Source organism: Geodermatophilus sp. URMC 64 (assembly GCF_053502555.1).
In genome coordinates, this window is record NZ_CP199955.1 from 245,478 (window position 1) to 270,710 (window position 25,233).

The 25,233-nt window shown below is 74.4% G+C and carries 23 protein-coding genes; 14 read left to right on the plus strand and 9 right to left on the minus strand.

The features are described 5' to 3' along the window. Positions 1-432: 432 nt before the first annotated feature. Positions 433-3,063 (plus strand): replicative DNA helicase, encoded by a 2,631-nt coding sequence (gene dnaB, locus ACWIYF_RS01180; RefSeq protein ID WP_448626282.1) that lies wholly within the window; start codon positions 433-435, stop codon positions 3,061-3,063. Between the two features lie 55 nt (positions 3,064-3,118). On the opposite strand, the gene ACWIYF_RS01185 is transcribed toward dnaB, so the two are convergent. Beyond that, complete coding sequence (locus ACWIYF_RS01185; RefSeq protein ID WP_448626283.1) at positions 3,119-3,655, minus strand: hypothetical protein; 537 nt, start codon at positions 3,653-3,655, stop codon at positions 3,119-3,121. 121 nt (positions 3,656-3,776) lie between these two features. On the opposite strand from ACWIYF_RS01185, the gene ACWIYF_RS01190 reads away from it, so the two are divergent. Together ACWIYF_RS01190 and ACWIYF_RS01195 are read left to right on the plus strand one after the other, a co-directional pair. Next, a complete protein-coding gene (locus tag ACWIYF_RS01190; protein WP_448626284.1) occupies positions 3,777-4,172 on the plus strand; it encodes a DUF7715 family protein in 396 nt (131 codons plus the stop codon). Positions 4,173-4,281: 109 nt separating this feature from the next. After that, positions 4,282-4,425, plus strand: coding sequence for a hypothetical protein (locus tag ACWIYF_RS01195; protein ID WP_448626285.1), 144 nt, complete (start codon positions 4,282-4,284; stop codon positions 4,423-4,425). A 76-nt stretch (positions 4,426-4,501) separates the two neighbouring features. Here ACWIYF_RS01195 and ACWIYF_RS01200 read toward each other — a convergent pair whose 3' ends face one another. Further along, entirely contained in the window at positions 4,502-5,107 is a 606-nt protein-coding gene (locus ACWIYF_RS01200; protein WP_448626286.1) for a class I SAM-dependent methyltransferase, read from the minus strand. Further along, entirely contained in the window at positions 5,104-6,465 is a 1,362-nt protein-coding gene (locus ACWIYF_RS01205; RefSeq protein ID WP_448626287.1) for a DNA polymerase IV, read from the minus strand. Before ACWIYF_RS01205 ends, ACWIYF_RS01200 begins: the two co-directional genes overlap by 4 nt. Before the next feature lie 119 nt (positions 6,466-6,584). On the opposite strand from ACWIYF_RS01205, the gene ACWIYF_RS01210 reads away from it, so the two are divergent. Both ACWIYF_RS01210 and ACWIYF_RS01215 read left to right on the plus strand, forming a co-directional pair. Further along, positions 6,585-7,190, plus strand: a complete 606-nt coding sequence (locus ACWIYF_RS01210) for a hypothetical protein (RefSeq protein ID WP_448626288.1) — start codon at positions 6,585-6,587, stop codon at positions 7,188-7,190. Then, positions 7,187-9,253, plus strand: a complete 2,067-nt coding sequence (locus ACWIYF_RS01215; RefSeq protein WP_448626289.1) for a LamG-like jellyroll fold domain-containing protein — start codon at positions 7,187-7,189, stop codon at positions 9,251-9,253. The genes ACWIYF_RS01210 and ACWIYF_RS01215 overlap by 4 nt, the downstream gene beginning before the upstream one ends. A gap of 9 nt (positions 9,254-9,262) precedes the next feature. Here ACWIYF_RS01215 and ACWIYF_RS01220 read toward each other — a convergent pair whose 3' ends face one another. Further along, positions 9,263-11,005, minus strand: coding sequence for a helicase (locus ACWIYF_RS01220; protein ID WP_448626290.1), 1,743 nt, complete (start codon positions 11,003-11,005; stop codon positions 9,263-9,265). A gap of 141 nt (positions 11,006-11,146) precedes the next feature. Here ACWIYF_RS01220 and ACWIYF_RS01225 point away from each other — a divergent pair, with 141 nt between their 5' ends. The 6 genes from ACWIYF_RS01225 (at position 11,147) to ACWIYF_RS01250 (ending at position 16,667) form a co-directional block, all read left to right on the plus strand. Next, complete coding sequence (locus tag ACWIYF_RS01225) at positions 11,147-11,371, plus strand: FitA-like ribbon-helix-helix domain-containing protein (RefSeq protein WP_448628720.1); 225 nt, start codon at positions 11,147-11,149, stop codon at positions 11,369-11,371. Next, complete coding sequence (locus ACWIYF_RS01230) at positions 11,368-11,760, plus strand: type II toxin-antitoxin system VapC family toxin (RefSeq protein ID WP_448626291.1); 393 nt, start codon at positions 11,368-11,370, stop codon at positions 11,758-11,760. The genes ACWIYF_RS01225 and ACWIYF_RS01230 overlap by 4 nt, the downstream gene beginning before the upstream one ends. A 41-nt stretch (positions 11,761-11,801) precedes the next feature. Beyond that, complete coding sequence (locus ACWIYF_RS01235) at positions 11,802-12,656, plus strand: alpha/beta fold hydrolase (protein ID WP_448626292.1); 855 nt, start codon at positions 11,802-11,804, stop codon at positions 12,654-12,656. 300 nt (positions 12,657-12,956) lie between these two features. Further along, complete coding sequence (gene pgm, locus ACWIYF_RS01240) at positions 12,957-14,591, plus strand: phosphoglucomutase (alpha-D-glucose-1,6-bisphosphate-dependent) (protein WP_448626293.1); 1,635 nt, start codon at positions 12,957-12,959, stop codon at positions 14,589-14,591. After that, positions 14,588-15,676: a M20 family metallopeptidase gene (locus ACWIYF_RS01245; RefSeq protein WP_448626294.1), complete on the plus strand. Its 1,089-nt coding sequence runs from the start codon at positions 14,588-14,590 to the stop codon at positions 15,674-15,676. Before pgm ends, ACWIYF_RS01245 begins: the two co-directional genes overlap by 4 nt. A gap of 91 nt (positions 15,677-15,767) precedes the next feature. Next, the gene (locus ACWIYF_RS01250; RefSeq protein WP_448626295.1) at positions 15,768-16,667 is read left to right on the plus strand and encodes a hypothetical protein; all 900 of its coding nucleotides are present in this window, start codon (positions 15,768-15,770) and stop codon (positions 16,665-16,667) included. A gap of 1 nt (position 16,668) precedes the next feature. On the opposite strand, the gene ACWIYF_RS01255 is transcribed toward ACWIYF_RS01250, so the two are convergent. Continuing rightward, positions 16,669-17,559, minus strand: coding sequence for a diguanylate cyclase domain-containing protein (locus tag ACWIYF_RS01255; protein ID WP_448626296.1), 891 nt, complete (start codon positions 17,557-17,559; stop codon positions 16,669-16,671). A gap of 139 nt (positions 17,560-17,698) precedes the next feature. Between ACWIYF_RS01255 and ACWIYF_RS01260 the strand changes: the two genes are divergently transcribed. Then, complete coding sequence (locus ACWIYF_RS01260) at positions 17,699-18,634, plus strand: hydroxymethylglutaryl-CoA lyase (protein ID WP_448626297.1); 936 nt, start codon at positions 17,699-17,701, stop codon at positions 18,632-18,634. A gap of 21 nt (positions 18,635-18,655) precedes the next feature. Next, positions 18,656-19,171, plus strand: coding sequence for a flavin reductase family protein (locus ACWIYF_RS01265; protein WP_448626298.1), 516 nt, complete (start codon positions 18,656-18,658; stop codon positions 19,169-19,171). 971 nt (positions 19,172-20,142) lie between these two features. On the opposite strand, the gene ACWIYF_RS01270 is transcribed toward ACWIYF_RS01265, so the two are convergent. Continuing rightward, the gene (locus ACWIYF_RS01270; RefSeq protein WP_448626299.1) at positions 20,143-22,440 is read right to left on the minus strand and encodes a SpoIIE family protein phosphatase; all 2,298 of its coding nucleotides are present in this window, start codon (positions 22,438-22,440) and stop codon (positions 20,143-20,145) included. A 175-nt stretch (positions 22,441-22,615) separates the two neighbouring features. Here ACWIYF_RS01270 and ACWIYF_RS01275 point away from each other — a divergent pair, with 175 nt between their 5' ends. After that, a complete protein-coding gene (locus ACWIYF_RS01275) occupies positions 22,616-23,296 on the plus strand; it encodes a hypothetical protein (RefSeq protein WP_448626300.1) in 681 nt (226 codons plus the stop codon). Here the strand turns inward: ACWIYF_RS01275 and ACWIYF_RS01280 are convergent. The 3 genes from ACWIYF_RS01280 to ACWIYF_RS01290 form a co-directional block, all read right to left on the minus strand. Then, positions 23,245-23,727 (minus strand): hypothetical protein, encoded by a 483-nt coding sequence (locus tag ACWIYF_RS01280; protein ID WP_448626301.1) that lies wholly within the window; start codon positions 23,725-23,727, stop codon positions 23,245-23,247. The genes ACWIYF_RS01275 and ACWIYF_RS01280 overlap by 52 nt on opposite strands. Next, the gene (locus ACWIYF_RS01285) at positions 23,720-24,085 is read right to left on the minus strand and encodes a hypothetical protein (RefSeq protein WP_448626302.1); all 366 of its coding nucleotides are present in this window, start codon (positions 24,083-24,085) and stop codon (positions 23,720-23,722) included. Before ACWIYF_RS01285 ends, ACWIYF_RS01280 begins: the two co-directional genes overlap by 8 nt. A gap of 66 nt (positions 24,086-24,151) precedes the next feature. Further along, positions 24,152-25,144 carry an aldo/keto reductase gene (locus ACWIYF_RS01290; protein WP_448626303.1) on the minus strand — a complete coding sequence of 331 codons (993 nt, stop codon included), beginning with the start codon at positions 25,142-25,144 and terminating at the stop codon, positions 24,152-24,154. Positions 25,145-25,233 lie beyond the last annotated feature (89 nt).

A 25,233-nucleotide genomic window follows, 5' to 3' on the forward strand; every position in this document is an offset into this window, starting at 1 on the left:
GGTGAGCGGCCGGGGCCTGTGGACAGTGGGACGGATGGGCCCCGACGGGCGGCGTCCGCGACACGCCGGGAGAGGACGCGCGGAGTTTTTCCGACTTTCTCCCGTCCACAGCCCGTGCGTGGCATACGCGCAGGTGACGGGCGGGGGTACGGGCGCTGACGGGGATGTGTCCCCGCGGCGATCCACATGTCGACAAGCGTCCGTCCACCGACTTGTCCACAAGTTGTGCAGAACGACGTCCCCATCGGTGTTGGACGGGTCCGTCCGCTCTTCCTAACGTCCTCCTCGCTCCGCCGGACGCGCGAACTGTCGCTGCCCGGCGGTAGAACCGACCCGAACACACGTTCGAGTCACGCGTATCGCGTCCTGGTGCTTCCCCCACCAGACCCCGGCCGGCGGCCGGGGTCTGTTCGCGGGTGCGCAGGTGAGTGGATGGAGGGGTTCGGCGTGGCAGTCGCCGACGAGTTCAGCAGGCCCGCGCCGACGGCGCCCGAGTACGACCGGCAGCCGCCGCAGGACGTCGCGGCCGAGCAGTCGGTGCTCGGTGGCATGCTGCTGAGCAAGGACGCGATCGCCGACGTCGTCGAGGTCCTGCACGGCAACGACTTCTACCGGCCGGCGCACCAGGTCATCTTCGACTGCATCCTCGACCTGTACGGCCGCGGTGAGCCGGCCGACGCCATCACCGTGGCCGCCGAGCTCAACCGCACCGACCAGCTGTCCAAGATGGGCGGCGCGGTCTACTTGCACACGCTGATCCAGTCGACGCCGACCGCGGCCAACGCCGGCTACTACGCGGCGATCGTCGCCGAGCAGGCGGTGCTGCGGCGCCTGGTCGAGGCCGGCACCCGCGTGGTGCAGCTCGGCTACGGCGCGGCCGGCGGGCGGGGCGACGTCGACGACATCGTCGACCGCGCGCAGCAGGAGATCTACGACGTCACCGAGAAGCGGATGTCCGAGGACTACTCGCGCCTCGAGGACATCCTGCAGCCGACGATGGACGAGCTCGACGCCATCGCCTCGCGCGGCGGCGTCAGCCGCGGCGTCCCCACCGGCATCCGCGACCTCGACGAGCTCACCAACGGCCTGCAGGCCGGCCAGATGATCGTCATCGCGGCTCGTCCGGGTGTGGGCAAGGCGCTGGCCCTCGACACCCCGATCGCGACGCCGTCCGGCTGGACGACCATGGGCGAGATCCGGGTGGGCGACCGGGTGATGGGCTCCGACGGCCGCCCGACCACCGTCGTCGCCGCCACCGACGTGATGACCGACCGGCCCTGCTACGAGGTGCACTTCTCCGACGGCTCGGTCATCGTCGCCGACGCCCAGCACCAGTGGCTGACCGAGACCCGCGCCAGCCGAAAATCCGCTCGGGCCGCGGCCACGCGCTACAACCGCCACCGGAATCAGCGGACCTTCGCCGAGGTCCGCACCACCGAGGAGATCGCCCGCACGGTCCGGTGCGCGACCAAGGACGCACGGCTGAATCACTCGGTGACGAACGCCGCCCCGCTCGACTTGCCGCAGGCCCACCTGCCGATTCCGCCCTACGCCCTGGGCGTCTGGCTCGGCGACGGGACGTCGGCTGCGGCCCAGTACACCAGCGCCGACCCGGAGATCGCCGCCTACATCGAGGCCGAGGGGCTTGTCGTCGTCCCCACGAATGTGGACCGGCGCTACGCCATCCGGCTGCCGGAGCGGGATGCTCTGCCCGAGCGGCTCTGCCCGATGTGCGGAGGGTTCTTCGTCCCGAAGACCTCGCAGGTGCAGACGTGCGGCAAGACCTGCGGCGGCGCCCTCCGCTCGAGCGGCGGCGTGGGGCGCCAGGCTGCCTGTCCCGACTGCGGTGGCCCGTCTGCCGGACTGGCGCAGTGCCAGTCCTGCGGAGGAGACCACGGGACGGTCAAGGCCCTGCTCCGGAAGCTGGGCGTCCTCAACAACAAGCACATCCCGATGCAGTACTTGCGCGCTTCGGTCGCTCAGCGACGGGCCCTACTGGCCGGCCTGCTCGACACCGACGGCACGGTGACCCCGAGCGGTGTCGTGCAGTTCTCGGTCACCAGCCGGCGGCTGGCCGAGGACGCCCGCGAGTTGATCGCCGGCCTCGGCCACCGCGTGCGCATGAGCACCAAGCGGGTGCGCGGCCGTACCGAGGCCTCGTCGACCGCCTACACGCTGACCTTCAGCACGGACGACGAGGTCTTCAAGCTCGAGCGGAAGAAGATCCTTCACAAGGAGCGCGGCGCGCGGACCTTCACGGCGCGGGGCGCTCGTTTCATCACCGACGTGAAGCCGATCGCCGGCGTGCCGGTGCGGTGCATCCAGGTCGACGCCGAGGATCACCTGTTCCTCGCAGGCCGCAGCTTCATCCCGACGCACAACTCGACGCTGGGCCTCGACATCGCCCGCTCGGCGGCGATCAAGAACCACCAGGCGACCTGCATATTCTCGCTGGAGATGAGCAAGCACGAGATCACCATGCGTCTGCTCTCGGCGGAGGCGAAGGTGCCGCTGCACCACATGCGCGCCGGCACGCTGTCCGACGAGGACTGGTCCAAGCTGGCCCGGCGCATGGGTGAGGTGGCCGATGCGCCGCTCTACATCGACGACTCGCCGAACATGACGATGATGGAGATCCGCGCGAAGGCACGGCGGCTCAAGCAGCGCAACGACCTCAAGCTCGTGGTCATCGACTATCTGCAGCTGATGACGTCCGGGAAAAGGGTTGAAAGCCGGCAGCAGGAAGTGTCAGAATTCTCCCGAGCGCTCAAGCTCCTGGCGAAGGAACTCGAGGTTCCGGTCATCGCTATGAGCCAGCTCAACCGCGGCTCTGAGCAGCGGCAAGACAAAAAGCCGATGCTTTCCGACCTTCGCGAATCAGGCAGTATCGAACAGGACGCGGATATGGTCATGATGATTCACCGCGAGGACATGTACGAAAAGGAATCGCCCCGTGCCGGCGAGGCGGACATCATGCTGGTCAAGCACCGGAATGGTCCGACGGCGAACGTGACCGTCGCTTTCCAAGGTCACTACAGCCGGTTCGTGGACATGGCGAACTGACCTCTCGCCCACGCCTGCGACGGCGCCTCCGCTCCGGTGGAGGCGCCGTTCGCGTTCACGGGCGCTCGTCGTCCGTCTCGTCGTCCCAGTACTCGAAGGCCACGGAGCGGCTGGGCGTGGCCACGAACCGCCTCAGCGGCCCACCGGGGGACGCGTCGACGATCACCGGCCGGTGAAGGGGGCGGGCGATCTCCTCGACGACGACGTCCGCCAGCGCCTCCACGGTCTCCCCGGACGTTGCGCCCTCGACCCGGTACTCCCGGCCGTCGACGGTCACCGCCGCCACCCTGTCCGCGTCCGTGAACGTCGCCTCGAGGCGCAGCGGCGGGCCGACCGGCGTCTGCTCGATCCGCAGGTCCTGCGCCACGGCCTCCCGCCGGCGCCGCGTGAGCAGCCGGAATTGCACGTCGAGCACCGCCTGCGCCAGCGTGGGGCTCAGGCCGAACCCCGCGCCCAGCACCCGGACGGCGTCCCCCTCGTCCTCGGCGGCGGAGAGCACGTCGACCAGCCGGTGCGGGTCGTCGAGCGCCGTGGTCAGCGCCTCCAGCACCTCCCGGCGGGACGGCGTCCGGTCCGGCGGTGCCGACGTCATGGCGCACTCCTCCCGCGCCGGCTCCCGGCCCGGCGCGCAGGCCAGCATCGAACGGTCAGGACCGGCTCGCAAGCGTCGGTGACCTGCGGTTTCCGTCAGACCCCTCTGTCACGGTGCAGGCATGAAGCTGCTGACCGCGACACGTGAGAGCCAGGGCGAGCGGGAAGGCGACTTCTGCTACGCCACCGAGGGCGAGCTCGTCCTGCTCGGTCTCGTCTGCGCGACCGACCAGGCCGATCCCGACGGCGGCTGCGGCTGCGGCCGGGCCTTCTCCGGCATGAGTTCGCTCAAGGCCACGACGACCGCGCTGGTCCGCGACCTCGGCCTGTCCGTCGACGACGTCCGCCTGGCCGTGGAGAGCCACTACACGTCGGCCGGGCTGAGCGCCGACGTGATCGGCACCGAGCAGTTCGCCGAGCTGGTGTCCGCGACCGTCGACGAGATGGTCGTCGGCGGTGGGTGGTGGCCCGAGGGGACGGTCGGGGGACGGCGCCTGGACCACCTGGTCCGCCGCTGATCGGCGACTTCACGGCTGGACGTCGCCTGCCGTTCAGCCACTGCACAACTCTGGCGACGAACGTCGCCGGTGAACGGTCCCCAGTGGACCCGAGACCGAGGAGGTGCCCATGGACGACGAGCTGCAGCAGACCGTGTGGCGGGAGCGCGTCGGCACGCACGCGTGGGTGCGCTCGCCCGCGCCGGTCGACCTGCGCACCGACCTGGTCGCGGCCGCGGTCGCCCGCCGGCGCGCCCGGCGCCGCCGTCCCTGACCGGGCGGCGCGGGCGCCCGGTTCCGGACCGCCGGGCGTCCGCGCCTCCCCTGTGCCACGTGAAACGTCGACCGGCTCAGACCGGCCGCAGGATCGCCACCAGGAAGCGGGAGTCGGCGGTGAACGGGCGCAGGTCCCAGGTGGACAGCAGCAGATCCGGAGCCCAGCCCGCAGCCTCGGCGTCGGCCAGGAACTCCCCGAAGTCGTAGCCGCGTCCGTCGCCGAAGCCGATCGCCGCCCGTCCGGACGGCGCCACGTGGGCGCGCAGCCGCGCCAGCACCGTGTGCCGCGTCGTGGGCGCCAGGAAGGTCATCACGTTGCCCGCGCACACGACGGCGTCGAAGTCCGCCGGGATTCCCCGCGCCGGCAGGTCGAGCTCGGCCAGGTCCGCCACCAGCCAGGTGGGCCCCGGGTGGTCCTGCTCGGCCGCGGCGATGAGCACCGGGTCGACGTCCACCCCGACCACCTCGTGCCCGGCCGCGTGCAGGAACGACCCCACCCGGCCGGGGCCGCACCCCGCGTCGAGGATCCGTGCCGCCCGCGGCACGAGGGCGTCCACCAGCCGGGCCTCTCCCGCGAGATCCGCACCGGCGGCCGCCATGTCGCGGAAGCGCTGCACGTACGCCGTCGAGTGGCCCGGGTCCTCCTGCGTGATGCGCACCCAGGTGCTGATGTCCGTCACCGATCTCCTTCCTCTGTCGGTCCCCGCCAGTCCGGCGGGTCACCGGGATGCAGCGCGGGGTCGTCGGCGGCCAGCGTCCGCACCGGGCCCGGCGCGGTCAGCGGCCCCTCGAACCGCACCGTCACCCGCCCCAGCCCGCGGCCCCACACCCAGCCCGGCCCCAGTTCGTCGTGGCAGACGTCCTGCCCCGGCCACCACCGCGCCTCGGCGGACGGCGGCGCCTCCTCGGCGGCGGCCACGGCGTCCGCCTCCTCCGCCGGCGGCTCGTCGGTCGCGTCGTGCTCCGCCGCGAACAGGTCCCCCTGCGCGTACACCGACAGCCCCGAGACGCCGACCCCGAGCAGCCGCAGGCCCCCGCCCGTCCCGGCCTCGGCGAGCAGCCGCCGCGCGATGGTCGCGACCGTCCGGGTGTCGTCGGTCGGCTGCGGCAGGGTCAGCGACCGGGTCAGCGTCGTGAAGTCGTACCGGCGCAGCTTGAGCGTCACCGTCCGCCCGGACACCCCGGAGGACCGCAGCCGCTCCCCGACCCGCGCGGCCATCGCGTCGATCTCCCGGCCGAGCACGGTCAGGTCGGTGAGGTCGCGCTCGAAGGTCTCCTCCTGCGACACCGACTTCGCCTCGCGGTCGGCCACCACCGCCCGGTCGTCCTCGGCGCGCGCCAGCGCGTACAGCCCCGCCCCGTGCGCCTTGCCGACCAGCGCCACCAGGTCCGGCAGCGACTTGGCCGCGAGGTCGGCCACCGTCCGCACGCCCACCGAGTGCAGCCGCTCGGCCGTCGCCGGCCCCACCCCGCCGAGACGCGTCACGGGCAGCGGGTGCAGCACCTCCAGCTCGGTCCCGGGCCGGACGACGACCAGCCCGTCCGGCTTCTCCATGTCCGAGCCGAGCTTCGCCATCAGCTTCGACGTCCCGATGCCCACCGAGCCGGTCACCCCGCCGGTGGCCGCCGCGATGCGCTCCTTGAGCCGCCGCGCCAGCGCCGTCACGCCGTCCACGGACAGGTCGTGCCCCGGCCCGGCCGCCAGGTCCACGTACGCCTCGTCCAGGGACACCGGCTCGACCAGCGGGGAGAGCTCGCGGAGCAGCTCCATCACCACCTCCGACGTCCGCCGGTAGGCGCCGAACCGGCCGCCGAGGAACGCCGTCCCGGGTGGGCAGCGCCGCCGGGCCTCGGCAGTCGACATCGCCGAGCGTGCCCCGTAGGCCCGCGCCTCGTACGACGCGGTGGCGACGACCCCGCGGCCGCCGACGCCGCCCACCACGACCGGCCGGCCGCGCAGCGACGGCTTGTCCCGCTGCTCGACGGCGGCGAAGAAGGCGTCGAGGTCCAGGTGCAGGACACTCGCCTCCCGCCGCACGCCCGCACCTCCCGACACCGCAGAACCCGCTCCCATGATCCATGGGAGCGGCCCTCAAGGTCCGGACGGCGCATGTCGATGCAGGGAGGGTCAGCGCCCGACCTCCCCCGGAGACCCCGATGCCCCGGCTCCTCCCCCGCACGTCCCGGCCCGGCCGGCGCGCGCGCCGGCTGGCGCTGGCCGCCTCCGGGGTGGGCGCCCTCGCCGTCGCGGCGACGCTGGTCTGGCAGGCCGCCTACGCCGCCTTCACCGAGAGCACGCCCACCTACACGACCACGTGGAGCACCGGCAGCGTCGCGCTCGCCGACGACGACGCCGGCGCCGTGATGTTCTCGGCCGCCGGGCTGCGGCCGGGGGCGAGCCAGACCCGCTGCATCACGGTGACCTCCACCGGCAGCGCGCCGTCCGTCGTCCGGCTCTACGGCACCGGGAAGGGCCGCACCCGCTCGCTGGACAGCTACCTCACCGTCGCCGTCCAGGCCGGCACCGGCGGCTCGGCCGCCGGCTGCGCCGGCTTCGTCCCGGCCGCCACCGTCTACCGCGGCACGCTCGCCGCCTTCCCCACCACCTACGCCGCAGGGGTGGGCTCCTGGACGACGGCCGGCAACACCGCCGGCGAGCGCACGACCTACGCGATCACCTACAGCCTCTCCCCGACGGCGCCGGTCAGCGCCCAGGGCGGCACCGCCACGATCGCCTTCACCTGGGAGGCGCAGAACGCATGACCGAGCCCGCCTCGTGGCGCACCGGCTGGCCCGCCCTCGTCGCCAGCACCGCCGCCCGCGTCGTCCTGGGTGCCCTCGCCCTGCTGGTCGCCGTCTCCGTGCTCCTCCCCTTGGTCGCCGGCTGGCAGTCCAGCGTGGTCATGTCCGGGTCGATGGCGCCCACGCTCGTGCCCGGGGACGTCGTCGTTGTCCGGCCGGTCGACACCGCGGACCTCGCCGCCGGGGACGTCGTCCTCGTCGACGACCCCGACGTCCCCGGTGAGCTGCGCCTGCACCGCATCGCCGACGTCGAGCCCGACGGCCTGCGGCTGCGCGGCGACGCCAGCGCGACCCCCGACTCATCCCTGGTCGACCCCGCGGCGGTGCACGGCGTCGGGACGCTGCGGCTGCCGGCGCTCGGCTCCCCCGCGCTGTGGATCGCGGAGGGCCGGACCGCGCCGCTCGTCCTCACCGGCCTCGCCCTGGCCGGCCTCGTCGCCCTCGCGTTGCTGCACCGCGGCCCCGCCGAGGAGCCCCGTCGGCGGATGCCCGCCCGGCCCATCGCGCTGGCCGCGGCCGCGGTCGCCCTCCTCGCGCTGCCCGGCGCCGCGGACGCCCGCGCCGTCTTCAGCGCCAGCACGGGCACGCCGGGCAACAGCTTCACCGCCGGATCGCACTGGAGCTGCGCCGGGGCGGCGTCCACCTCGGGCGCCAGCCAGTACTACGGCCTGCAGGAGACGGCCGGCCCCACGGCCACCAACACCGGCTCCGCCGGCACCGCGGCCAACGGCACCTACAGCAGCACCGGCGTCACCTACGGCGTCGCCGGGCCCCGTTGCGGCACCGGCGAGCCCAACGCGGTGCAGTTGGACGGCTCGACCGGCCAGATGTGGACCACCCGCGCCGTGACCAACCCGACCACGTTCTCCCTGCAGATCTGGTTCGCGACCACCACGACCCGCGGCGGCAAGCTCATCGGCTTCGGCGACGGCGCCAACGGCGCGACCTCCGGCAGCTACGACCGGCACCTGTACATGTCCAACTCCGGGCAGCTCGTCTTCGGCGTCTGGGACGGCACGGCCCGGATCCTCACCAGCCCGGCGGCCTACAACGACGGGCGCTGGCACCTGGCCACCGCCACCTTCTCCGGAACCAGCGGTACGACGCTCTACGTCGACGGCGTGCAGGTGGGGCGAGATGTCACGGCCACCGTCGCCTGGAACTACACCGCCTACTGGCGGGTGGGGTACGACAACCTGAACGGCTGGCCCAACGCCCCGGCCAGTTTCTGGTTCGCCGGCTCCCTGGCTCACGCCGCGGTCTTCCCGGCCGTGCTGAGCGCGACCGAGGTGGCGAACCAGTACGGCGCGGGCCCGTGGACCTGCGCGACGGCCGCCGGTGCGAGCGGCGCCGCCGCGCTGCAGTACTACGGCCTGCAGGAGACGACCGGCCCGACGGCCACGAACGCCGGCTCCGCCGGCGCCGGGGGCGACGGCACCTACTCGGCCGGCGGCGTCACGTACGGCGTGGCCGGGCCCGACTGTGGTCCGGGCGGCAGCTCCGCGGTGCGCCTGGACGGCGCCTCCGGCTACCTGTGGACGACGAAGGCGTACACCGCGCCGCAGACCTTCTCGGTGCAGATCTGGTTCGCCACGATGACCACCACCGGCGGCAAGCTCATCGGCTTCGGTGCCGGCGTCAACGGTGCGCTGTCGTACAACTACGACCGGCACATATACATGACGAACACGGGGCAGCTGGTCTTCGGCGTCTACGACGGGGCGACCCGCGTCATCACCACCCCGTCGGCCTACAACGACGGCAGGTGGCACTTCGCCACCGCGACGTACTCGCCGCCGACCGGGATGGCCTTCTACGTCGACGGCGCACTCATCGGCACGAACACCTCGCCGATCTCCGCCGAGAACTTCACCGGCTACTGGCGCGTCGGCTACGACAACCTCAACGCGTGGCCCAGTCCTCCGACCAGCAACTACTTCGCGGGCTCGGTGGCGCACGCGGCCGTGTTCGACCGGGTGCTGCCCGCCGACGAGGTCACCGGGCAGTACACCGCCGGCCGCTGAGCCCGCCGATCAGGCGTCGGTGAGCGCGGCGGCGGGCAGCCAGTCGGCGTCGAGCAGCTCGGCGATCTCCTGCAGCGAGGACGTGTCGGCGCCGGCCGTCGAGCCGCTGACCGCCAGGCGCTCCACCATCACCCGGGCCACCTGCTCCTCGACGGTGTCCTCCGCGTAGGCCACCCGCCACGGCGAGGTCTTCCCGTCCCGGTGCGTGCGGCCGGTGACCTGCCGGGCCTGGATGCCGGAGAACCGGGGCTGGTGGAAGAGCCCCACCCGCGGGGTGTCCGAGGCGGTCGTCCCGTGGGGCAGCAGCTCGCCGGCGTGCAGGCTGATGGACGCGGTCACGGTGAACACGCACACCGGTGCCTTGCCGCTCTGGAAGCGCAGCCGTTCGCTCTCGACGTCGAACCGGTCGCGGCCGTAGATGCCGGCCACGGCGATGCCGGCGTCCAGCAGCGCCTCGCGGATCGGGTCGGCCGCCGTCTCGACGAACTCGACCGACACCGCGACCTGCCGCTCGGCCTCGACCTGCGCCTTGATCCAGTCCACCGTCGCCTGGACCCGGATCAGCCCGGCCTTCTGCCGGAACCGCAGCAGCGCCGCGCGCCCGCGGGCGGTCTGCCGGCCCTTGCGGGCCAGTTGCATCTCGGCGCGGAACTCCTGCCACTCCGACTCGTAGGAGGCCCGCTCGGCCGGCGTGAGGGCGACCGGCGTGCCGGTGACCGAGACGGGGCCCCACGGGGCCGGGCGGTGCAGCGTGGCCGGCGGGTGGGCGTCGGCGAGCCAGCCCTGCAGGCGGGCGAGGTCCGCGCGGCGGGCGTCCGGGTCCTCGGTCCACTGCCAGCCGTAGCGGCCGCGTTCCACGTGGAACCCGTGCGCGGCCAGCCGCGCCGGCAGGTCCGACCAGGCGCGCAGCGGCTCGCCGTGGTGCTGGGCGAGCTGCGGCGCGAGGTAGGGCAGCTCCAGCGGCGTGTGCGCCGGGGTCGCGGTGGCGGCCAGCACGAACGGCGCGTCCTTGGCCCGGCCGGCGCCCGACACCGCCTTCCAGTGCTTCCAGCGCTGGGTGGTCGTGTGCCGGACCATGTGCGCCTCGTCGGCGATCACCACGTCGAACGTCAGCTTCGCGACCTTGGCCAGCCGGTCCCACGTGGTCACACACCAGCGCAGCCCGCCGTCCCCGAAGCCGGCGATCGAGCGCGTCCAGTGCGGGATGGTGATCGCGGCCGGACGGTCGGCGACGACGAGCACCCGGTTTCCGCCGCGCCGCTCCGCGATCTCGCGCGCGGCCAGGATCGCGGTACCGGTCTTGCCGACGCCGGGATCGTCACCGAGCAGGAACACCCGCCCGCCGGCGGCGGCGTGCGCGACCACCGCGTCGGCTCCCGCCCACTGCTCCTCCCGCGGCGTCAGCGGCCGCGGCGCGGGCAGCGGCCGCGGGGTGTCGTTGAGCTCGTCCTCGAGGAAGCGCTCGAAGGTGTACGTGGGCGGGTCGTAGGGCGCCAGCTCTGGCGGCAGCTCCCGGCCGACCCAGACGTGCGCCTGCAGCCCCGGGTGCCACTGCGCGCCGGGCGCCGGCGCGCGGAACGGCACGGCGAGCACCCACACCCGCTCCCCGGGCCCCGCGGTCGGCAGCTCGGCGGCGGGCTTCGCCGCAGCTGAGCGCTTCGAGGGCGTGCGCGCGGACGTCGTCCGGGACGAGGCGGACGACGTCGAACGCCGGCGGGTGGTCGAGCTGCTGCGGCGGCGCCGTCCGGGCATGGGGAGTGCGGTCCTTTCCGAGGGCGGAGTCCGCAGTGTGCGTGCCGGGACCGACGGTCCCGAGCTGCCCCGCCGCATCCATGACGATGCGCAGCGCATGCAGGCGCATGTGTTGCGCATGTACGCTGCCTTGTGTCCAAGATGCTGCAGGTCCGGGACGTGCCAGACGACGTCCACGCCGCTCTTCGGGCACGGGCTGCCGCGAGCGGGATGAGCCTGTCGCAGTTCGTCCTCCGGGAACTCGAGGCGATCGCCGCCCGGCCGAGCAAGGCCGAGGTACTGGCCCGGGCGGCTCGTCGGGGAGGGCACCTCTCGTTCGACGAGGCGGTCGAGGCGGTCGCTGCCGGACGCCGCGGTGACGCGTGATCGTCGCCGACGCATCCGCCCTCGTTCTCGCGCTCGTGGACGAGGGGGCGGCCGGAGCGCTCGCGCGGGAGCGATTGCTCGCATCGGACGTCGCCGTACCCGAGCTCGCCGACGTCGAGGTGCTGTCCGCCGTGCGCCGCCGGGTTCTGGTCGGACGCCTCGATCCAGAGCGTGGCGAGGCGGCGCTGCGTGACTACACCGACCTGGACCCGGAGCGCTGGTCGCACCGACCGCTGATCGCACGGGCCTGGGACCTGCGGGACTCCGTCAGCGCCTACGACGCACAGTACGTCGCCCTCGCCGAGCTCCTGGTTGCGCCGCTGATCACAGCGGACCCGCGGCTCGCGCGTGCGCCGGGACTGCGCTGCCCCGTCGACCTGCTGCACTGACTCGTGCCTCGGCAACGTGCATCTCTGGTGGAATCGACGTCGTGACGGAGGACCTGAGCCAGGACGAACGGCTGGCCTCGCGCACGGTCGGCACCGAGGGCCCGCGGGTCGTCTTCGTCCACGGGCTGTTCGGCCAGGGCAAGAACTGGACGACGATCGCGAAGGCGCTGGCCGACCGGCACCGCGTCACGCTGCTCGACCTGCCCAACCACGGGCACTCGCCGTGGACCGACACCGTCGACTACGTGGACATGGCTGAGATGGTCGCGGCGGAGCTGGAGTCGTACGGCGAGCCGGTGACCCTGGTCGGGCACTCCATGGGCGGCAAGGTCGCGCTGCAGGTCGCCCTGCGCCGGCCGGAGTTGCTGCGCGCCCTGGTCGTCGTCGACATCGCGCCGGTGGAGTACCCGGTCTCCGGCGCCCGCACCGAGGACCCCGACGAGGAGCTGTCCCCGTTCGCCGACTACATCGCGGCGATGAAGGCCCTGGACCTGGAGCGGCTGCAGCGTCGGGAGGAGGCCGACGAGGCGCTGCGGGCCGCCGTCCCGAGCCGGATGGTGCGCAGCTTCCTGTTGCAGAGCCTGGTCCGGGAGGGCGTCGGCGCCGACGGCACCTGGCGCTGGCGGCTCAACCTGGACCTGCTCGGGCGCGACCTGGAACGGCTGCGCGGCTTCCCGGATCCGCCACCCGGCGCCCGCTACGACGGCCCGGTGCTGTGGATCGCCGGCGCGAACTCGCACTACGTGCTGCCCGAGGACCGGGAACGGATGGACGAGCTCTGCCCGTCGACCCGGCTGATCCGCATCAAGAACGCCGGGCACTGGGTGCACTCGGAGCAGCCGGAGATCTTCACCGAGACCCTGCGCCGCTTCCTGGACCGCGTCGAACACGACTGACACGCGTTCGAGCCTCAATGCCTGCGGGATCCGGTACGGCCCCCCGGCCGGGATTGGGGACAGCGGCGTCCGCTGTGGACGGCGAGGCACGAGGCCGCGCCCTCCGCTGGTCTGATCTCGGCCGGCGGAAGGAGCCCCGAGATGACCTGGTTGCCCGACGGACATCCTGCTCGCCGAGGAGCCGGGAGGAGTGCGCCGAACGGCTGCGCGGGGCGAAGGCATGGCACTTCTGGTGGGACTGAGCCACCGATGAGGCCCCTGATCGCGCAGCCCCGGCCGGACCGGGCCAGGATCGGCGGCATGAGCGACAGCCGCGCCGGACAGACCGCCTCCCCTGCCGACCTCGTCGACGTCGCCGCGCTGGTCACCGCCTACTACGCGCTGGAGCCCGACCCCGCCGACCCCGGTCAGCAGGTCGTCTTCGGCACCAGCGGGCACCGCGGCTCCAGCTTCGACGCCGCGTTCAACGAGGGGCACATCGTCGCCACCACGCAGGCAATCTGCGAGTACCGGGCCGCGCAGGGCTACGACGGGCCGCTGTTCCTCGGCCGCGACACCCACGCGCTCTCCGAGCCGGCCTGGACCAGCGCGCTGGAGGTCCTGGTCGCCAACGACGTGACCGTGCTGGTCGACGCCGCCGACCGGTACACGCCCACGCCCGGCGTCAGTCACGCCATCCTCCGGGCGAACAAGGGGAGGACCAGCGGCCTCGCGGATGGCATCGTCGTCACCCCCTCGCACAACCCGCCGCGGGACGGCGGGTTCAAGTACAACCCGCCGAACGGAGGCCCGGCCGACACCGACGCCACGAAGGTGATCGCCAACCGCGCCAACGAGCTGCTCCGCGGCGGGCTCAAGGAGGTCCGCCGGGTCCCGTTCGCCCGGGCCCGGGCCGCCGCGCAGCCGCACGACTTCCTCGGCGACTACGTCGCCGACCTGCCCGACGTCCTGGACGTCGACGCCATCCGGGACGCCGGCGTGCACATCGGGGCCGACCCGCTGGGCGGCGCGAGCGTGGACTACTGGGCCGCGATCGCCGAACGGCACCGCCTCGACCTCACGGTGGTCAACCCGCTCGTCGACCCCACGTGGCGGTTCATGACCCTGGACTGGGACGGCAAGATCCGCATGGACTGCTCGTCGCCGTCGGCCATGGCCTCGCTGATCGACAAGCGGGAGCAGTTCCAGATCGCCACCGGCAACGACGCCGACGCCGACCGGCACGGCATCGTCACCCCCGACGCCGGCCTGATGAACCCGAACCACTTCCTCGCCGTCGCCATCTCCTACCTGTTCTCCCACCGCCCGGGCTGGGGAGAGGGCACCGCCGTCGGCAAGACCCTGGTCTCCAGCTCGCTGATCGACCGGGTGGTCGGGGGCTTGGGCCGGCGGCTGGTCGAGGTGCCGGTCGGCTTCAAGTGGTTCGTGCCGGGGCTGCTCGACGGCTCCGTGGGGTTCGGCGGCGAGGAGTCGGCGGGCGCCTCCTTCCTGCGCCGCGACGGCAGCGTCTGGACGACGGACAAGGACGGCATCCTGCTCGCGCTGCTGGCCAGCGAGATCCAGGCCGTGACCGGCCGGTCCCCCTCGCAGCTGCACGCCGAGCTCACCGAGCGGTACGGGGAGTCGGCCTACGCCCGCATCGACGCGCCGGCGACCCGCGAGCAGAAGGCGGCGCTGGGCAAGCTCTCCCCCGAGGCCGTCACCGCCACCGAGCTGGCCGGCGAGCCGATTACCGCCAAGCTCACCCGTGCGCCGGGCAACGACGCCGCCATCGGCGGGCTGAAGGTCGTCACGGAGAACGCCTGGTTCGCCGCGCGACCCTCCGGCACCGAGGACGTCTACAAGGTCTACGCCGAGTCCTTCCGCGGGCCGGAGCACCTCGCGCGGGTGCAGGAGGAGGCGAAGGCGGTCGTCAGCGCGGCTCTGGGCGCATGACCGCCGCCGCTCTGGACGTCGTCGGACTCCTCCGGGAACTGGTCCGCCGGCGCACGATCTCCGGCGACGCCGGTGCCCAGCGCGACGCCATCGGGACGGTGACCGAGGTGCTCCGGGAACGGGCGCCCCACCTGGAGGTGGTCTCCGGAGACGACCCGGAGCATCCGTGGGCGCTGCTGCGGACCCCGGCCGATCCGGGCGTACCGCAGCTGCTGCTGGCCTGCCACGTCGACACGGTGCCGGTGCCCGACCCGGGCGCCTGGCAGCGGGACCCGTTCGGGGCCGACCTCGAGCAGGGACGGGTGTGGGGCCGCGGCGGCAGCGACATGAAGGCGGGGGTGGTCGCCGCGGCGGCGGCCCTGGCGGCCGCGGAGCCCACGCGGCCCGTCGCGCTGCTGCTCACCAGCGACGAGGAGATCGGCTCGCACGGCGCCGCCGCCGCGGCCGCCGCGGTGGCCGACCAGCGCATCGGGGCGGTCATCGTCCCCGAGGCGACCGGCAACGAGGTCGTGCTCGGCCACCGGGGCGCACTGTGGCTGGCCGTGCGCACCGCCGGCAAGGCTGCGCACGGCAGCACGCCCGAGCGCGGGCACAACGCCGTCCTCGACCTGGCCGCACTCCTCGGCCGCGCGGGCAGCGTGCTGCCGCTGCGGACCGACCCGTTCCTGGGCACCGAGACGTGGAACCCCGGCGTGGTCTCCGGCGGCACCGTGCCCAACGTCGTGCCCGACCGGGCCGAGGCCGTCATCGACATGCGCACCGTCGCCGACGGCGAACCGCTGCTTCGCTGGTGGCGGGACCAGCCGGAGGTCGCCGACGTCGAGGTGCGGGTCGACCTGCCGCCCGTCGGGACGCCGGCGGACGACCCGTGGGTCGGCACGCTCCCGGCCCCGGTGCGGCCCACGCCCGCGACCTATTTCACCGATGCCTCCGTCCTCACCGGTGCCGTCGGCGGTGCGCCGATCGTCGTGTGGGGCCCGGGCACCCCCGCGGTGATGCACGCCGTCGACGAGTACGTCGAGCTGGCCGAGCTGGAGCAGGCGGCGGAGGCGTTCGGCGCGGTGGCGAACCGCTGGCCCGCGTGATCGGCGCCGGTCCCCCGCGCGGACACCCACACGGGGGATCGGCGGCCCGGCCTCCTGGGCAACCGACCCGGCGGGCCGCACACTCGCGGGCATGACCGGCGCCGTACGCGAGCCGCTACCCCGCGTGGTGGCGCCGTGGCCGTACGGGTCCGGCCGGCCGGGGGTGGCGACGGCGGCCGCGTGGACGGCGTTCGTGCTCGCCGGGGGAGCCGGCCTGGTCGGGCTCCTGGCCGCGACCGGCTGGGCAGCGGAGCCCGATCCGCTGCTCGGCGTGGCGGCGCTGGCGCTGCCCTGGGGGGTCGGTCTCGCGGCCGGGGGCGTGCTCCTGCTGCGCCGCCGCGGGCGCCGGCTGCTGCTGGTGTCGGCGCTCGGCCTGTTCGCCGTCGTCGCGGCCGCCTGTGCGGTGGATCCCGAGCTGCGGTCGGACGGCGTCGCCGGGGTCGCCGCGGCCCTGATCCTCTACGGCGCCGCTCCCGGAGCCCTCGTCCTGCTCGCGGCCCAGCCCCGCGTGGGTTCCTGGTTGACCGGGGTCCCGCCCGCCGGACCGCTCCCGTACGCACCGCCGCCCTTCGGCTGGCCGCCGTACGCCTGGCCGTACGGCAGCCCGCGCCCGTGGGGCGCGACCGCCGCCGCGGCGCTGGCCTTCGTCGGCGCCGCGCTGGTCACCGCGGTGGTCACGTTCGACCTGGGGCTCAACCTCGCCGACCGCTTCCTGGTCGAGTTCAGCCTCGTGCAGGTGCTCGCCCTGCCCTGCGCCGCCGGGCTGGTCGTGGGCGGCGTGCGGCTCCTGCGCCGCCGGGGACGAGGCACACTGGTCCTCTCGGCGCTGGGCGTGGTCGCCGTGTCGCTCGCCGCAGAGGTCGTCGCCGTGGCGACCGGCTACGGCGTCGGCCCGACCCTGCCGGACGCCGCCGTCGGGCTCCCCCTGCCCGTCCTCGCCTCGATCTGCGCCCGCCAGCCCGTGGTCGGGACGTGGCTCGACCGGGCGTGAGTCAGCGGCGGCGGGCGGCCTTGTCCGCGTACATCGCGTCGTCGGCCTCGCGGACCACCCGCTCGTAGACCTCGTCGGGATCGGAGCCGCCCGGCGCCGAGCCGATCCCGATGCTCATGCCGACCGTCATCGTGAGGTCGCCGATGACCAGGGGATCGGTGACCGTCGTCCGCACCCGGTCGGCGAGCACCTGGGCCTCCGGCCGCTCGGTGTTCTCGCAGACGATCGCGAACTCGTCGCCGCCCAGCCGGGCGGCGGTGTCGCTGGCCCGCAGCACGGAGGTCAGCCGGCCGGCGAAGGACACCAGGACGGCGTCGCCCATGGGATGGCCGTGCTCGTCGTTGATCGCCTTGAAGCCGTCGAGGTCGATGATCAGCACGCAGGTCGGGGTGCGCTCGCGGTGCCCGCGCTCCAGCGCGTGCCGCAGCCGGTCGTGGAACAGGATCCGGTTGGGCAGCCCGGTCAGCGGATCGTGCAGCGAGCGGTGGACCAGCGCCGCCTCGAGCGCCTTCCGGTCGGTGATGTCGTCGATGATCATCACCAGGTGGGCGGGGTCGCCCTCCTCCGACTCCGCGACCCAGGACGTCGCCAGCTGGACCGGGACGGCGGTGCCGTCGGCCCGCAGCATGCGGCACTCGTAGCGCATGGGCCGGTTCGGATCGCGGAGCAGGTGCCCGCGCGCCTCCCGTGCGCCGGCGACGTCCTCGGCGTGGATCAGGTCCAGCAGCGACCGGCCGCGCAGTTCGGGTGGCGTGTGGCCCAGCAGGCGACCGAGGGCCGGGTTCGCGTCGGTGATGACGCCGTCGGTCGTGCAGAGCGCGACCCCCATGGGGGCGTTGGCGAAGGCGCTTCGCCGGTCCGCGGGCGGCGCCGCGTCCACGAGGTCCGTCACGTCGCCCCCTCCCCGCCGGTCCGACCTGCTCCTTACCCACGAATCGCAGACTGCGAGTGTCTCCCCTCCCGACGATCTTTCACCGCAATTGGGGTGGAGGATGCACAAAGGGAGACCCGAGTCGGCCAGGGAGGCTGCCGTGAACGAGTTCGATCTGGTGCTGCCCGCCGAGGTGGACATCCGCGAGGTCGGCATGCGCGACGGGCTGCAGCTCGAGGCGCCGGTCCCGCTGGAGGCCAAGCTGGCCATGCTGGAGGCCCTCGTGGCCACCGGCGTCCGGCGGATCGAGGCGACCTCGTTCGTCTCCCCGCGCGCCGTGCCGGCCCTCGCCGACGCCGACCAGGTCGCCGCCGAGCTGTCCCGGTGGGGCGACGTGCACTGGTCGGCGCTGGTCGCCAACGCCCGCGGCGCGACCCGCGCCGTCGACGCGGGCGTGGCGAACCTCGAGTACGTGGTGTCCGCCTCCGACGGGCACAGCCGGGCCAACGCCGGGCGCGGCACGGCCGAGGCGGTCGGCGCGGTGGGCGAGATCGCCGGTCTGGCGCACGGCGCGGGCGGCTCGCTCGAGGTCATCATCGCCACCGCCTGGGACTGCCCGTTCGACGGCCGGACGCCGATCGCACGCACCGTGGACGTGGCGCGCGCGGCGGTGACCGCGGGCGCCGACCAGCTCTGCCTCGGCGACACCATCGGGACGACGACGCCGCTGCGCGTGGTCACCCTGCTCGACGCGGTCCGCCGCGCCTGCCCCGGGATCGCCGTCGGTGTGCACTTCCACGACACCCGGGGCACCGGGCAGGCCAATGCGCTGGCCGCCGTGCAGGCCGGCGTCACGCAGCTGGACTCCTCCGTCGGCGGCCTCGGCGGCTGCCCGTTCGCGCCGGGCGCGAGCGGCAACATCGCCACCGAGGAGCTGGTCTACATGCTCGAGGAGTCCGGCGTGCGCACCGGGCTGGATCTCGACGCGGTGCTGGCGGCCGCCGCCGTGACCGAGCAGGCGGTGGGGCACGACCTGCCCAGCTCGCTCTACCGGGCCGGCGGGCGGTCGGTCCCCCGGGAAGCGGCCACTCGCTGAACCGCGTGGTTGGCTGACGGCGTGACTGCGTCGCCGGAGGTCCCGGACCCGGTCGACCCGCGGGTGATGCGCGACGTCCTCGGCCACTTCGCGTCCGGGGTCACCGTGGTCACCGCCGACACGGCGACCGGGCCGATCGGCTTCACCTGCCAGTCGTTCAGCTCGCTGTCCCTCGATCCGCCGCTGGTCGTGTTCGCGCCGGGCCGCGCGTCGCGCACCTGGCCGCAGCTGCGCGAGATCGGCCGGTTCTGCATCAACGTGCTCGCCGAGGACCAGACCGGGCTCTCGCAGACCTTCGCCCGGTCCGGGATCGACAAGTTCGCCGGCGTCCCGTGGACCCGCAGCCGGCACGGCTCCCCGGTGCTGGAGGACGTCGTCGCGTGGATCGACGGCGAGCTGTGGGCCGAGTACGACGGCGGCGACCACACGGTCGTCCTGGCTCGGGTGCTCGACCTCGGCGCCGACCCCTCCCGTCGTCCGCTGCTGTTCCACCGCGGCACGTACGGCCTGCTCGACGTGCCCCGCGCCGACGGCTGACCTGCAGGCCCGCCCGCTGTGGGACGGCTGGGACGGGTGGGAAGCCGCAGGTCACGAGCCGGTCACCGGCGAGCGCGTCCGTTCCGGCACCACGCCGTCCCACTGCTTTCCTGTGCCCCGGATCACGCGGGTCCGCGGCGCCGCCGCGGGGGCCGGCCGGGTCCACGGGTCCGGAGGAGGCACGGGGTGGCGGGCGGCGAGGGGGCCGGACGGCGGACGTCCGAGTGGGCGTGCGGGGAGGACCTGGAACGGGCCGCCCGGTACGTGCACGCGGTCCGGACGGCGCCCACCCGGGCGGTGCAGGTGCGCGCCGCCGCCTCCCGTGAGGGGCTGGCCGCGGTGCGGTCGCTGCTGCGGGACCTGCCGGTGCACCTCGTCGCGCTGTCGGACGCCCCGGCCGGGGCCGAGATGCGGGCCTGGTTCCGGCCCGACCGCCGGCTGCCGTTCAACCGTGCCCCCATCGCCGTCCTGCCCCTGCCCACCACGTCGGCCGAGTACCTCCGCGGTCGCGCGCGGCAGGCCCTGCGCACGAACCTGACCCGCGCGGCCGCCGCCGGCCTGGTGTGCGCGTCGGTGGGCTCCGCGCGGGACCTGCGCCGGATCTCGGCCGCCGTCGCGGCCCGCCGCGGCACCACCGGCGAGGAGATGGTCCGGGCCGAGCTCGTCCCGGGCCCACAGCGCCGGTTCTCCGTCGCCTACGACGCCGTGGGGGACCCGGTCGCGCTCAGCCACGCGATCGTCGACGGGGACCGGGCCGGGCTCATCCTCATGGTCACCGCGGTCGGCCACGCGCAGGCCACCCTGGTGCGCTACGCCCTGCACGCCGACCTCGTGGGCGGGCTCATCGGGCAGGGCGTGACCAGCCTGACCGTCGGCGGCTCGATGCTGCTGACCAGCGAGGGCACCCGCTACTTCCAGCGCCGCACCGGATTCGTGCCGGTGCGGGTCCGGATGGAGGAGCCGGGGGCCGGCTACTCGAAGCGGACGGCGATCACCGCGACGTCGTCCCGGCCGTCGAGGGTGCCGGCGACGGCGGCGTCGCAGAGCTCCCGCGGGCCGGCGTCCACGGGGGCCGCGGACAGCCGGGCGCACAGCTCGGCGATCCCGCTGTCGAGGTCCGAGCCCGGGCGCTCGATGAGCCCGTCGGTGTAGGCGATCAGGGTGGCGCCGGCCGGCACGTCGGCGGAGACCGTCGCCCGCCGGCTGCTCGGGTCCACGCCGACCAGCAGGCCCGTGGCGCCGTCGAGCAGCCGCACCGCGCCGTCCGGCGTGCGCAGGACCAGCGGCGGGTGGCCGGCGTTGGCCACGTGCACCCGCCACGGCGCACCGGCGTCCGTGGGCGGCACCGCGCGGACGTAGACCATGGTCGCCATCGGGGCCACGTGCAGCCCCTGCACCAGCCGGTCGACCCGGGTCAGCACCGTCCCCGGATCGGGGTCCTCGGCGTCCCAGACGCAGGCGCGGATCAGCCCGCGCAGGTGGCCCATCGCGGCGGCGGCGGCGACGTCGTGGCCGACGACGTCGCCGACCACCATGCCGATCGAGCCGTCGGGCAGGCGGAGCAGGTCGTAGAAGTCGCCGCCGACGTCGGCGGCGGCCGAGGCGCTGACGTAGTGCGCCGCCGCGCGGATACCCGGGATCTCCGGCAGCTCCGGCAGGAGCGAGCGCTGCAGCGTGTCGGCCACCGTGTGCTCCTGCTGGTAGAGGCGCACGTTGTCCATGGCCAGGCCGGCCCGCCGGGCGAGGTCCTGGACCAGCTCGATGTCCTCCTGCGTGAAGGCGCGCTCCTCCGAGGTCATGACCAGGGCCATCGCCCCGAGCGTGCGCCGCCGCGCCACCAGCGGCACGGTGAGGACCGACGTCCCGCCGAGCCGGCCGAAGAGCTCGCGGGCGGCCGGGGAGACGATGATCTCCGCGACCCGCTCGGGCGTCAGGCGGTCGATCAGCACCGGCTGGGACGTCGTCAGGCTGCGCCGGCTCGGGGAGCTCTGGGGCAGGTGCATGGCGTGCGCCGCGCCGAACGCGCGCAGCTCGGCCTCGAGACCCTCCCGGTGCCGGGCCGCGGTGTCCCGGACCTGCCCGGAGGCGTCGACCAGCGTGAGGAAGACCCAGTCGGCCAGCAGCGGGACGCAGACGCCGGCCAGCCGGTCGAGCAGTCCGGGCATGTCCAGCGTGGCCATGAGCATGCTGGTCGCCTCGGCCATGAGGGCCAGCCGGGTCTGGGCCTTCTCGGCGACCGCCCGGGCGAGCTCGGCCTCCTGGCGCGCGGCCTGCTCGGCGGCGAAGGCCGCCGCCCGCTCGTCCTCGGCCCGCACCCGCTCGGTGACGTCGGTCTGCACGCCCACGAAGCTGACCAGCTCGCCGTCGCCGTCGAAGACCGGGCTGATGGACAGCTGGTTCCAGAAGGCGGTGCCGTCCTTGCGGTAGTTGAGCAGGGTGGTGGTGAGCGTCCGCCGCTCGGCGAGGGCCGCCCGGATCTGCGCCACGGCCTGCGGATCGGTGGCCGGGCCCTGCAGGAACCGGCAGTTGCGGCCGATCGCCTCGTCGTACTCGTAGCCGGTGACGCGGGTGAACGACGGGTTGACCCAGACCAGCGGGTTGTCCGGCTGCCGGGGGTCGGTGATGGTGAAGGTGATGTCGGTGGCGATGACCGCGCGGTCGCGCAGCGCCTGCAGGTGGGCGTCGGGGTTGTCCGCCACGTCGAGCTGCAGGAACACGACCAGCGCCAGCTGCTGCTCGCTGCCCACCTGGGACAGCGGGAACCCGGTGACCCAGAGCAGCTGGTCGGAGAGGCCGTCGTCCTCCCGGGCGCGCTGGGGCTCGGAGCTCGTGCCCGGCCGCAGGCGCACCGCCTCGCCGGTGACGGGCTGGCCCTGCGCCACCAGCGAGAGGGGACCGCTCGTGCGGGCCAGCGGCTCCCCGCCGAGGTCGGTCAGCCCGGCCGAGGCCCCCCACGTGTCGATGTCGACGGGCAGGGACACGTTGCCGGCCAGCTCGACGGCGGCGGCGTTGGCGTAGACGACCGCGCCGGCCTTCTGGTCGATCACCAGCACGGCGACCGGGACGTCGGCGAGGACGCCCGGCAGTGCGGCGTGCGCACCGGCCTCCGTCTCGTGCTCGGAGACGACGGCGCTGGCGGCGGTGACGATGCCGGCCTGCCGGTCCAGGTCGGCTCCGGCCTCCTCGGGGACGGCGCCGGCGCCGGCCACCGCCGCTGCGGCCTCGGGGGGGACGGCGGAGCCGGGACCCGGGTCGCGATTCAGCGGCACACAACCAATCTAGCGGGGCCCCCGCGGCCGCCACCACCGGCGTGATCACGGCCTGGCCAGCGCGTCCGTCCTCCGCCGACCGTGCGTGAACGGGCAGCCGTTCCGGGTAGGTCCCCGGAACGGCTGCGCCGCGCCACCCGTTGCCCGCGCGGGAGACCCACAGGGAGGCACCACGATGGGACTGCTCGACCGGCTCTTCGGCCGCCGGAACCGATACGACGACCGGTACGACCCCGGATACACCCAGTACGAGGACGCGCCCCGTCGCCGTGCCCCGACGACGGACCAGCAGGCGATCGAGCGCTACCGCTACCTGCTGCGCACCGCGCCGCCGGACCAGATCGAGCAGGCGCACGCCGAGGCCTTCGCCCAGCTCACCCCCGAGCAGCGGCGCCAGGTGCTCGACCAGCTCGCGGCCGCGGGGGAGCGCGCGCCGGCCGACGACCCGCGCAGCCTCGCGCGGGCGGCCACGCGGGCCGAGCTGCGGCAGCCCGGCATCCTCGAGCGGGCCTTCGGCGGCGGCTACGGCCCCGGTTACGGCCGGGGGTACGGGCCGGCCTACGGCGGGGGCTTCGGCGGCGGCTTCGGCGGCCCGAGCTTCGGCAGCATGGTCGGCGGCAGCCTGCTGGGCACGATCGGCGGCCTGGTCATCGGCACTGCGGTGGCCGATGCGCTGTTCGACACCGGGCTGGGGGACGGCGGCCTGTTCGGCGGCGGCGACGAGGAGGCCTACGCCGCCGGCTACGAGGAGGGCGCCCAGGACTTCGGTGGCGGCGACGGGGGCGGGGACTACGGCGGCGGGGACTACGGCGGCGACTTCGGAGGCGGGGACTTCGGGGGCGGCGGCGACTTCTGACCCCCCGCAGGCTCGGCCGGATTCTCGGCTGCCGCGACCTCGGCCTGGTGGCGCAGCCACAGCAGACCCAGCACGGGCAGCACCAGCGGAACGAACCCGTAGCCCCGGCCGTACACCGACCACACGGTTGCGTCGGGGAAGGCGGCGCGGTCGACCAGGGACAGCGTCCCCACGACGAGCACCCCGGCCAGCTCCACCGAGCAGGCGACCAGCGCCGTCCGCCGTCCGCTCCGGCCACCGCGGACCAGCCCGATCGTGGCCACCAGGTAGATCACCGCCGCCAGCGCGGAGAGCAGGTAGGCCAGCGGCGCCTCGTCGAACCGGGTGGCCAGCTGGACGGCGGCCCGGGCGCCCGCCGCGAGGGTGAACAGCGCGTAGATGGCCACCAGGACGCGCCCCGGGCCCGTGGCGGTACCGGCGGGCTCAGGCACCGGTCGCGTTCCACAGCTGGACGAGCCGCCACACCATGACGGCGACGACGAGCGCGGCCACCGCCAGCACGGTGCCGGCCCACCGGGTCGGCTCGGTGCGGGCCCAGAGGACGCCGGCGACCGGCACGAGCACCACGCCGACGAGGTAGCCGAGGAACGCGGCGGTCTCCGGCGGCCGGTGCCCGCCGGCCAGCCCGACGACCGCGACGACGACCTGGACGAGCAGCACGGCCTCGAGCAGCGCCGCCCCCGCCAGGTGCACCGACCCGATCCGCCGCCGGGCGGTGGTGGAGGCCAGTCCGAGGACGGCGAGCAGCACCGCGACGACCGTGGCGGCGACGGCGAGGAGGGTAGTCACCGGCGCGGCGACGGGGGAACGGCGGACGGCACCCCCTCATCCTCCCTGGCGGGTCCCGCCGGCCGGTCAGCGGTGGATCGGCGACATGTCCGGATAGCGGTCACCGCGGGCCGCGCCCAGGGGGGCGGCCTCGTCCAGCCGGCGCAGGTCGTCGTCGGTCAGGACGACGTCGGCCGCCGCCGCGTTCTCCTCCAGGTAGCGCACCCGCTTGGTCCCGGGGATCGGGACGACGGCCGGGTTGCCGTCGCGGTCGCTCTGCGCCATCACCCAGGCCAGCGCCAGCTGGGTCGCGGTGACCCCCTTCTGCCCGGCGATCTCGCGCACCCGGTCGACCAGCTCGAGGTTCCTGACGAAGTTCTCGCCCTGGAAGCGCGGGTTGTGGCGGCGGAAGTCGTTCTCCTCCAGGTCGTCGAGGCTGCGGATCTGCCCGGACAGGAAGCCGCGGCCGATCGGCGAGTACGCGACGAAGCCGATCCCCAGCTCGGCGCAGGTCGCCAGGACGCCGTCGTCCTCGGGGTCGCGGGTCCACAGCGAGTACTCGGTCTGCACCGCGGCGACCGGCTGCACCGCGTGCGCCCGGCGGATGGTCTCCGGCGCGGCCTCGGAGATGCCCGCGTAGCGGATCTTCCCGGCCTCGACGAGCTCGCGCAGCGCGCCCCAGGTGTCCTCGATCGGCACCGAGGTGTCCACCCGGTGCTGGTAGTAGAGGTCGATCACGTCGACGCCCAGCCGCTGCAGGGAGGCGTCGCAGGCCCGGTGGACGTACTCGGGCCGGCCGTTGATGCCGAGCCGCCGGCCGTCCGCGGCGCGCTCGTTGCCGAACTTGGTCGCCAGGACGACGTCGTCCCGGCGGCCGGCGATCGCGCGGCCGACCAGCTGCTCGTTGGTGAACGGCCCGTACATGTCCGCGGTGTCGAGGAACGTCACGCCGAGGTCGAGGGCCCGCTGGATGGTGCGCTCGGCCTCGGCCTGGTCACCCGTGCCGTAGAACTCGCTCATCCCCATGCAGCCCAGCCCCTGGGCCGGGACCGTCAGGCCGCCGAGTGTCCGTGTCTGCATGCCGCCGACCCTACCCGGAGGCGCCTCCGGTAACCGGCGGGTAACCGGAGGGCGGCCGGCTCGTTCAGGCAGACCGCACAGCGTCGTGT

Excerpts from the sequence above, each read along its gene's own strand:
- dnaB (WP_448626282.1), top strand. The coding sequence starts at position 433 with ATGGAGGGGTTCGGCGTGGCAGTCGCCGACGAGTTCAGCAGGCCCGCG.
- ACWIYF_RS01185 (WP_448626283.1), bottom strand. The coding sequence starts at position 3,655 with ATGACGTCGGCACCGCCGGACCGGACGCCGTCCCGCCGGGAGGTGCTG.
- ACWIYF_RS01190 (WP_448626284.1), top strand. The coding sequence starts at position 3,777 with ATGAAGCTGCTGACCGCGACACGTGAGAGCCAGGGCGAGCGGGAAGGC.
- ACWIYF_RS01195 (WP_448626285.1), top strand. The coding sequence starts at position 4,282 with ATGGACGACGAGCTGCAGCAGACCGTGTGGCGGGAGCGCGTCGGCACG.
- ACWIYF_RS01210 (WP_448626288.1), top strand. The coding sequence starts at position 6,585 with ATGCCCCGGCTCCTCCCCCGCACGTCCCGGCCCGGCCGGCGCGCGCGC.
- ACWIYF_RS01215 (WP_448626289.1), top strand. The coding sequence starts at position 7,187 with ATGACCGAGCCCGCCTCGTGGCGCACCGGCTGGCCCGCCCTCGTCGCC.
- ACWIYF_RS01220 (WP_448626290.1), bottom strand. The coding sequence starts at position 11,005 with ATGCCCGGACGGCGCCGCCGCAGCAGCTCGACCACCCGCCGGCGTTCG.
- ACWIYF_RS01225 (WP_448628720.1), top strand. The coding sequence starts at position 11,147 with ATGCTGCAGGTCCGGGACGTGCCAGACGACGTCCACGCCGCTCTTCGG.
- pgm (WP_448626293.1), top strand. The coding sequence starts at position 12,957 with ATGAGCGACAGCCGCGCCGGACAGACCGCCTCCCCTGCCGACCTCGTC.
- ACWIYF_RS01245 (WP_448626294.1), top strand. The coding sequence starts at position 14,588 with ATGACCGCCGCCGCTCTGGACGTCGTCGGACTCCTCCGGGAACTGGTC.
- ACWIYF_RS01250 (WP_448626295.1), top strand. The coding sequence starts at position 15,768 with ATGACCGGCGCCGTACGCGAGCCGCTACCCCGCGTGGTGGCGCCGTGG.
- ACWIYF_RS01275 (WP_448626300.1), top strand. The coding sequence starts at position 22,616 with ATGGGACTGCTCGACCGGCTCTTCGGCCGCCGGAACCGATACGACGAC.
- ACWIYF_RS01290 (WP_448626303.1), bottom strand. The coding sequence starts at position 25,144 with ATGCAGACACGGACACTCGGCGGCCTGACGGTCCCGGCCCAGGGGCTG.